This window comes from Chryseobacterium sp. 1B4, assembly GCF_036631475.1.
In the GTDB taxonomy this organism is placed as follows: Bacteria; Bacteroidota; Bacteroidia; order Flavobacteriales; family Weeksellaceae; genus Chryseobacterium.
On the sequence record NZ_JAPNUF010000011.1, the window covers coordinates 627,678 to 635,412 of the forward strand.

General features: G+C 36.1%; 5 protein-coding genes and 3 pseudogenes. 7 read left to right on the plus strand and 1 reads right to left on the minus strand.

The features are described 5' to 3' along the window. Positions 1–54: 54 nt before the first annotated feature. Entirely contained in the window at positions 55–1,542 is a 1,488-nt protein-coding gene (locus OWR28_RS25270; RefSeq protein ID WP_332388986.1) for a catalase, read from the minus strand. 133 nt (positions 1,543–1,675) lie between these two features. Here OWR28_RS25270 and OWR28_RS25275 point away from each other — a divergent pair, with 133 nt between their 5' ends. The 7 genes and pseudogenes from OWR28_RS25275 to OWR28_RS25305 all read left to right on the plus strand — a co-directional run. Further along, a complete protein-coding gene (locus OWR28_RS25275) occupies positions 1,676–2,626 on the plus strand; it encodes a LysR substrate-binding domain-containing protein (protein ID WP_193546727.1) in 951 nt (316 codons plus the stop codon). Between the two features lie 236 nt (positions 2,627–2,862). Next, positions 2,863–4,142, plus strand: a pseudogene (gene metK / locus OWR28_RS25280) (methionine adenosyltransferase). A gap of 84 nt (positions 4,143–4,226) precedes the next feature. Beyond that, on the plus strand, positions 4,227–4,718 hold the full coding sequence (locus OWR28_RS25285; RefSeq protein WP_332388987.1) for a hypothetical protein: 492 nt from the start codon (positions 4,227–4,229) through the stop codon (positions 4,716–4,718). Between the two features lie 194 nt (positions 4,719–4,912). Next, positions 4,913–5,503 (plus strand): RNA polymerase sigma factor, encoded by a 591-nt coding sequence (locus tag OWR28_RS25290; RefSeq protein WP_002983793.1) that lies wholly within the window; start codon positions 4,913–4,915, stop codon positions 5,501–5,503. A gap of 203 nt (positions 5,504–5,706) precedes the next feature. Further along, positions 5,707–6,401 (plus strand): annotated as a pseudogene (locus tag OWR28_RS25295) (YjjG family noncanonical pyrimidine nucleotidase). Positions 6,402–6,631: 230 nt separating this feature from the next. Next, positions 6,632–7,210, plus strand: a complete 579-nt coding sequence (locus OWR28_RS25300) for a PepSY-like domain-containing protein (RefSeq protein WP_332388988.1) — start codon at positions 6,632–6,634, stop codon at positions 7,208–7,210. Positions 7,211–7,434: 224 nt separating this feature from the next. Then, positions 7,435–7,735, plus strand: a pseudogene (locus OWR28_RS25305) (response regulator transcription factor); the annotation flags it as partial.

Below are 7,735 nucleotides of genomic sequence, written 5' to 3' on the forward strand. Positions count from 1 at the left end.
AAAAAAGGAAAAAATATTATTTTTTTCCTTTTTTTAATTTATTATTCAATATGATTATTTGGAATGATTCATCATATTTGCATCTATATTGACATTTAGCTGAGAAGCTACTTTCATGCCAAGCTCAATGTTGGCACGGAAAAAGTGACATAGCTGACGGTTGATAATCTCGTCTCTTTTAGGCCCGCTGATACCGTTCATACTACCCACGATGTTTTTGATCAGATGATCTCTGTCCTCCGCATTCATTGCTTTTGAGTACAAAAGTCCCGGTTGGGTATAGTGGTCACTGTCATTATCATTTCTGTTGTAGCTGGCAACATGAGCACTGTCTAACTCATATTCGTAGTTTTTATAAGAAGGGTCAGGCTTAATATCATCAAAGCTGTTCGGGTGATAATTCGGTTTGTCCTGATAGTGGCTTGAGTCCGCCATATAACCATCCCTCTGATAATTATTAACAGCGAAAGGGCATCTGTTTACTTCCAGCTGGTGAGCGTTTACGCCCACTCTGTAACGGTGCGCATCAGGATAAGAGAATAATCTTCCCTGCAGCATTTTGTCCGGGGAAAAACTGATTCCGTTGATCAGGCTGCTTGGTGAAAAAGTAGATTGTTCCACATGGGCAAAATAATTGACAGGAATTTCATTAAGTTCCATTTCTCCTACCTCAATCAGAGGAAAATCATCATGGAACCACACTTTTGTTACATCAAACGGATTCCATCTGAAATCTTTTGCCTGTTCTTCTGTCATCACCTGAATGTACATCGTCCATTTCGGGAAATTACCGTTTTCAATAGCATTGCAAAGATCTTCCTGTGCAAAATCCGGGTTTTCACCGGCCATTTTTACAGCTTCTTCATCTGTGAAATTTTTTACGCCCTGCTTTGTTTTGAAATGGAATTTTACCCATACTCTCTCATTTTTGTCATTGATCATAGAAAAGGTATGAGACCCGAAACCATGCATATGCCTGTATCCATAAGGAGTTCCTCTGTCTGACATTAATATGAGGACCTGGTGAAGAGATTCAGGGTTTAAACTCCAGAAATCCCACATCATGGTGGCACTTTTTAAATTGGTTTTCGGAACTCTTTTCTGGGTATGAATAAAATCAGGGAATTTTTTAGCATCTTTAATAAAGAAAACAGGCGTGTTGTTTCCAACAAGGTCCCAGTTTCCGTCTTCAGTGTAAAATTTTAAAGCAAAACCTCTTGGATCTCTTGCTGTATCTGCACTTCCTTTTTCGCCCCCTACTGTAGAAAATCTGGCAAACATTCTGCAAGAGTTTCCTACTTTTGAAAACAGTTTTGCTTTTGTATACTGGCTGATATCGTGTGTTACAGTGAAAGTTCCATAAGCTCCGCTTCCTTTGGCATGCACAATCCTTTCAGGAATTCTTTCCCTAACGAAGTGTGCAAGATTTTCCTGGAGAATAAAGTCCTGCAGCAATACCGGGCCTCTTGGTCCTACCGTCTGGGAATCCTGATGCTCATAATAAGGCGCTCCGTTACTTAACGTTAATTTTTTAGAATCCATATAATTGATGATTTGAATAATTGTTTTTCTTTTTCTAAATCCAAGTGTAAAGGTAGTGAATATCAAATTTACTTGAATTTTTAATTGCTAATAGCAAAAACGTTATATCTTTGTAATAGATAATATTAATCAAATGAACATTCAGCAACTGGAGTATCTTATCGCTGTTGATAAGTATAAACATTTTGGTAAAGCCGCTCAGGCGTGTTTTATTACCCAACCTACGTTAAGTGCCATGATACAGAAATTTGAGGATGAACTGGATGTGAAGGTTTTCGACAGGACAACTCATCCGATTCGTACTACGGATGTTGGCCTTCAGATTATCGATCAGGCAAAAGTAATTATCGAGTCTGTGAATGAGCTGAAGAATAAAGCAAACCTTTTGAATAATATTCTGGGAGGAACCATTAATCTGGGGATCATCCCTACTGTTTCTTCTTTCATTCTGCCAACGGAAATTTTCAAATTCCTGGAGGATAATCCAAAGATCCAGATGAATGTAAAAGAAATGACCACTGATAATATTATTAAAGCTTTGAAAGCAGGAGAACTGGATGCGGGAATTATCTCTACTCCTTATGATACTGCTGATGAGTTTTATCAGGATTTCCTGTTCAACGAAGAGCTGATGATCTACAGTTCCAACACAGAAGCCAATAAGAAAAATTCATACATCATTCCGGAAGATCTGAATGTAGAAAAAGTATGGCTGCTGGAGGAAGGAAACTGTCTGAGAAATCAGTTTGAAAATATCTGCCACCTGAAAGAAAATACATTAAAGCCTAAGAATTTAGACTTTTTAGCTTCCAATATTCAGACTTTGGTGCATATGGTGGATAAAGTAGGAGGGATCAGTATTCTGCCGGAGCTTGCACTAAGCCAGCTTTCCGAAGAGCAGAAGAAAAATGTTTTCAGATTCAAAAAACCTTTCCCATATCGCGAGATCAGTATTATTTATTATAAGCCTACTTTCAAGCAAAAAATCATTGATGAATTATCACATTCTATCAAGAGTTCTTTGGAACTTAAACTGAATTATCACGAAAGTCCGAAAGAATTTGTAAGCATTAAGCCTCAGTAACAGGAAATGCCTTAAAGTGATAGAAATCATCAATTTAAATAAAAGTGTAATTAATAAACAAAATTTTTGAGTATTAGGAAAATAGTACTTAAATTTGCTGACGTTTATTACGAGGAAAAATTTGACCTGATTGCAACCTCTATAAAAAAATGCTAAAACAGTATTCTTTTTTCTGGGCAATTTCATTCATATTTTTCGCAAACACTATTTTAAATCTTTAAAAACAAAAGAATTATATGTCTTATTTATTTACATCTGAATCAGTTTCAGAAGGACATCCGGATAAAATTGCCGATCAAATTTCCGATGCATTAATCGACCATTTCTTAGCATATGATAAAGATTCAAAAGTAGCATGTGAAACTCTTGTAACTACCGGACAGGTGGTATTGGCAGGAGAAGTAAAATCAGATGCTTACCTTGATGTACAGACCATTGCCAGAGAAGTAATCAACGGAATCGGTTATACAAAAGGAGAATATATGTTCAATGGAGATTCGTGCGGAGTGATCTCTGCCATCCATGAACAGTCGCCTGATATCAACCAGGAGTTGACAGAGCTGTAAATGATGAGTCTTTCGAAGCTAAAGCAAATGCTCAGGGTGCCGGAGACCAGGGAATGATGTTCGGATATGCAACTAATGAAACGGCAAACTATATGCCTCTAGCACTGGATCTTGCCCACACGATCCTGAAAGAACTTTCTGCCATCAGAAGAGAAAATAAAGAGATCACTTATCTTCGTCCTGATGCGAAAAGCCAGGTTACTATTGAATATTCTGATGACCACAAACCTATCAGAATTGATTCTATCGTAGTTTCTACCCAGCATGATGACTTTGGAACTGAAGAAGAAATGCTGAACAAGATCCGTGAGGATATCAAAAATATTTTAGTTCCAAGAGTTGTTGCACAGCAAACTGAAGAAATCAAAGCTTTATTTAACGATCAGATCAAATATCATATCAATCCTACAGGGAAATTTGTAATCGGAGGACCTCACGGAGATACCGGTCTTACCGGAAGAAAAATCATCGTGGATACTTACGGAGGTAAAGGAGCTCACGGTGGTGGTGCCTTCTCTGGAAAAGACCCTTCTAAAGTAGACAGAAGTGCTGCGTATGCAACAAGACATATTGCTAAAAACTTAGTGGCAGCAGGAGTTGCAGACGAAGTTTTGGTACAGGTTTCTTATGCCATTGGAGTAGCTGAACCTTGTGGTTTATACATCAATACTTATGGAACGGCAAAAGTAGATCTGCATGATGGAGATATCGCGAAAAAAGTTTCTGCTATTTTTGATTTAAGACCTTATGCTATTGAGCAGAACTTAAAATTAAGAAATCCTATTTATCAGGAAACAGCTTCTTACGGGCATATGGGTAAAGAGCATTATGTAGCAGATAAAACGTTCAATAAAGGACATAAAAACGAGCTTACATTGAAAGATCTTGAATTCTTCACCTGGGAGAAACTTGACAAAGTAGAGGAGATTAAAGCCGCTTTTGGAATTTAATTTCTCTTTAAACAATAATAAATGAACTGCTTTATCTTTGGATAAGGCAGTTTTTTTTAATTTTACACCTTATAATATAAAAAGATGATGAATTTTAGAACTGTAGTTGCCATCCTGTCTTTGTTTTTACTGAGTACGGCTGTTAAAGCTCAATATACCATGCATAAAATGATCAGTGTGGGATATACCTACCAGAATCAGAGTTTTGGTGAAGTAGGAGGTAAATTGCTTTTTCTTAAAAATGATGATGTGATATACAGATTGGGAGGTTCTGCATTGATGGGATCTGTGGATTCCAAATTTGCCATCATGCCGAAACTGCAGGCTGATGTCCTGCTTAATTTTGAAAAAAATGTAGATTTCTATCACTCATATTACTTTTTAGCAGGAGTTGAAGGAACCAGTAAATACATTGCTCCCAAGATCGGAGTTACATTATTTGGGATGCTTGACCTTACAGGCGGATATGCTTTTCCTATCGGAGATACCCGATTGAATGGGAAAGAGATGAAAGGGCTTAATATTAATTTTACATTAAATATCCCTACCGTGTTTATTCATGACATGTTTAAATGATTTTTTTTAGATTTTTCTCTATAAAATTTAATAATAGGTTAACAGTTATTAAAAAATTATTATATTTACATCATAATAATTTGTACCGCCTATAGAATAGACTCTACTCTAGAACTGTTTTGTTGATACAGCAAAGGCCAGATGAAATATCTGGAGGAATGCCTGTCTGCGAATTATTTATATTGAGAAGAGTTATGAAATCAAAATCGGATAGTTTACTAATTTCCCTTTACCAAAAAGGAGACGAGGGCGCATTATCAACCCTCATTCACCGACATCAGAGAGAGCTGTTTACATTCATTTTTTACAAAATTAATGATGAAGATTTAGCCAACGATATCTTTCAGGATACATTCATGAAGATTATTGTGATGCTAAAAGAAGGGCGCTATAACGAAGAAGGTAAATTTATTCTTTGGGCGAAAAGAATTTCCCACAATTTAATCATCGATCATTTCAGGTCAAAAGCCAAGAATATCAAAGTTTCAGAAACTACTTTTGAAACAGATGAGTATTCTATCTTTGATTTAATCAGAGAACCTTCAGAGAATATTGAAGATCAGCTTGTGACCAACCAGATTCAGGAGGACCTTCTGAAGATGTTACAGTTTCTGCCCCAAAACCAGCAGGAGGTAATCAAACTGAGGTTTTTTGATGGTTTGAGTTTCAAAGAAATTGCAGACCATACGGAGATGAGCATTAATACAACTTTAGGCAGAGTAAGATATGCTTTGATAAACCTGAGAAAAATCATGGATGAAAATAATATAATATTGACCAGGTAGAATAATATTTCAAATAAATTCACGTTTTAAAGAAAAACATACTTCGCCTATGAAAAAAATGATTCTTTAAAAGTGAAAACTTTGAAACCTAAGAAACAAACAATCGATTTTTTGCTCAACTTTTCTAAAAGCCTTGAAATTGTCAAAAGCAAGAGCAAGAATTACCCTGTCTCGAAAAATTAAAATTACTAACTTTGTGCTGTATGAAAATGCAGCACGTTTTTTTTGACCTGGACAATACGCTCTGGGATCATCGCAAAATGCCTATCTTACCATCAAAGACCTTTTTGAAAAACAGGAAATCAATTCGAAGTATCATATTGACTTTGAAGAATTTCATTCTGTTTATCATGATATCAACGAAGAATTATGGGAAAAGATCAGAGACGGGATTATTGGCAAAGAGTATTTGAGAGAACACCGTTTTTATGATTCATTTAAACATTTCGGAATAGATAATAAAGAGCTTGCCCTTTATTTTGAAGAAAACTTCCTTGATAATATTGTGAGTTATAATGAACTGGTAGATGGAGCAGAAGATGTTCTGGAATATCTGAAAGCCAAGAATTATACATTACACATCATTTCCAACGGATTTCAGGAGGTGACGGAAAGGAAATGTACCCTTTCCGGAATCGCCCCTTATTTCAAAACAATTACCAGTGCAGATTCTGTAGGGGTAAGAAAACCTAATCCAAGGATTTTTGAATATTCGCTGGGACTTTCTGAAGCAAGAAAAGAGGAAAGTATCCTGATCGGTGACGACTGGATTGCAGATGCAATGGGTGCTACAGATTTCGGGATGGACGCTATTTTTTTCGATGTATATAAAGAAGATAAGCAGAAAGAAGGATTAAAAGCCATCACCCATCTTCAGCAGATTAAGGAATACTTATAAAGGGTAAGACAATAAAGTCTACAGTATAAAAAGCCATTAAGATCATCTTAGTGGCTTTTTTGTTTTTGAATGTTCTCTAAGAATCAATCCAACCATCTGTGATCATCCGTGAAAATCTGAAGCTAAACTTAATCATCAAACTATTTATTTTTTTATCGGAATAATTTTCCCAATTCTTTCCCAAATTGATGATGAACTTTGCTCCAGAATAACAACAAAAATGTAATAGTATGGAAAATGTAAAGAAAATCACAGGGGTATTGATGATCATGTTTTTATTGATGGGAAGTTTTATTGCTGCACAGGATAGAGCAATCTCTCCCAACCAATTGCCAAAAACAGCAAAAAACTTTCTTGCTGCCCATTTCAAAGGCATACCTGTAAACTCAGCCATAGAAGACAGGGAGATCTATGGAGTGGATGAATACAAAGTATATCTGACCAATGGAATGAAAATGGAGTTCGACGGCAGCGGAAACTGGAAAGAAGTAGATGGCAAGCACCAGAAAATTCCATATGGTTTTATTCCTGTATCAATCAGAAATTACAGTACGAAGAACTTTCCGAATACTTACATCACCAAAATAGAAAAGAAAAGATGGTCTTATAAAGCCGAACTGTCCAACGGGCTTGAGCTTGAGTTCGACAGGAACGGAACTTCAAAAAAATTGATGATTAACACTAACACACTAAATTTTAATATTATGGTCAACTGGAATATAATAAACAATAACGGAAGAAAGATTTCTTCTGCTCAGAAAGAATATAGTTTCATTTATGACAAGGAATCATCCCTGCAGCATCATTGATTCTATTGAAAAAATACAATGCTTACAAAATTCATTTGATGAATGGTCTGTATCTTGTCTTTGATGCAGACGGCGCTTTGTTAAATAAGGAATCCGGAAGTTAAATGAAACTGCATAGATTGATGGAGCCTGAATAACTTCCGGCTTCCACCTCAATCTTCCAGTTTTTAATTTCTATATTTGATATAAGTTAACCATGCAGCAGAGTAAATAGATCCAGAAATATGAAGATTTTAATAATAGAAGATGAACCCGAACTGAAAGATACCGTACAGAAATTTCTGGAAGCAGAGCATTTCATTGTGGAATACGCAGAGAATTACAGTGGCGGGCTGAAAAAATTATTTCTTACGAATATGACTGTATTTTACTCGATATTATGCTGCCTGACGGAAATGGGATAGATCTGTTGAAGGAGATCAAGAAAATGCATAAGAAAGATCCGGTGATCATCCTTTCTGCCAAAGACTCTGTGGATGATAAGGTGGCAGGATTGGAAATAGGAGCTGATGATTATCTGGCAAA

Bases quoted from the DNA above. Each gene is read 5' to 3' on its own strand.
- OWR28_RS25270 (WP_332388986.1), bottom strand. From the start codon at position 1,542: ATGGATTCTAAAAAATTAACGTTAAGTAACGGAGCGCCTTATTATGAG.
- OWR28_RS25275 (WP_193546727.1), top strand. From the start codon at position 1,676: ATGAACATTCAGCAACTGGAGTATCTTATCGCTGTTGATAAGTATAAA.
- OWR28_RS25285 (WP_332388987.1), top strand. From the start codon at position 4,227: ATGATGAATTTTAGAACTGTAGTTGCCATCCTGTCTTTGTTTTTACTG.
- OWR28_RS25290 (WP_002983793.1), top strand. From the start codon at position 4,913: ATGAAATCAAAATCGGATAGTTTACTAATTTCCCTTTACCAAAAAGGA.
- OWR28_RS25300 (WP_332388988.1), top strand. From the start codon at position 6,632: ATGGAAAATGTAAAGAAAATCACAGGGGTATTGATGATCATGTTTTTA.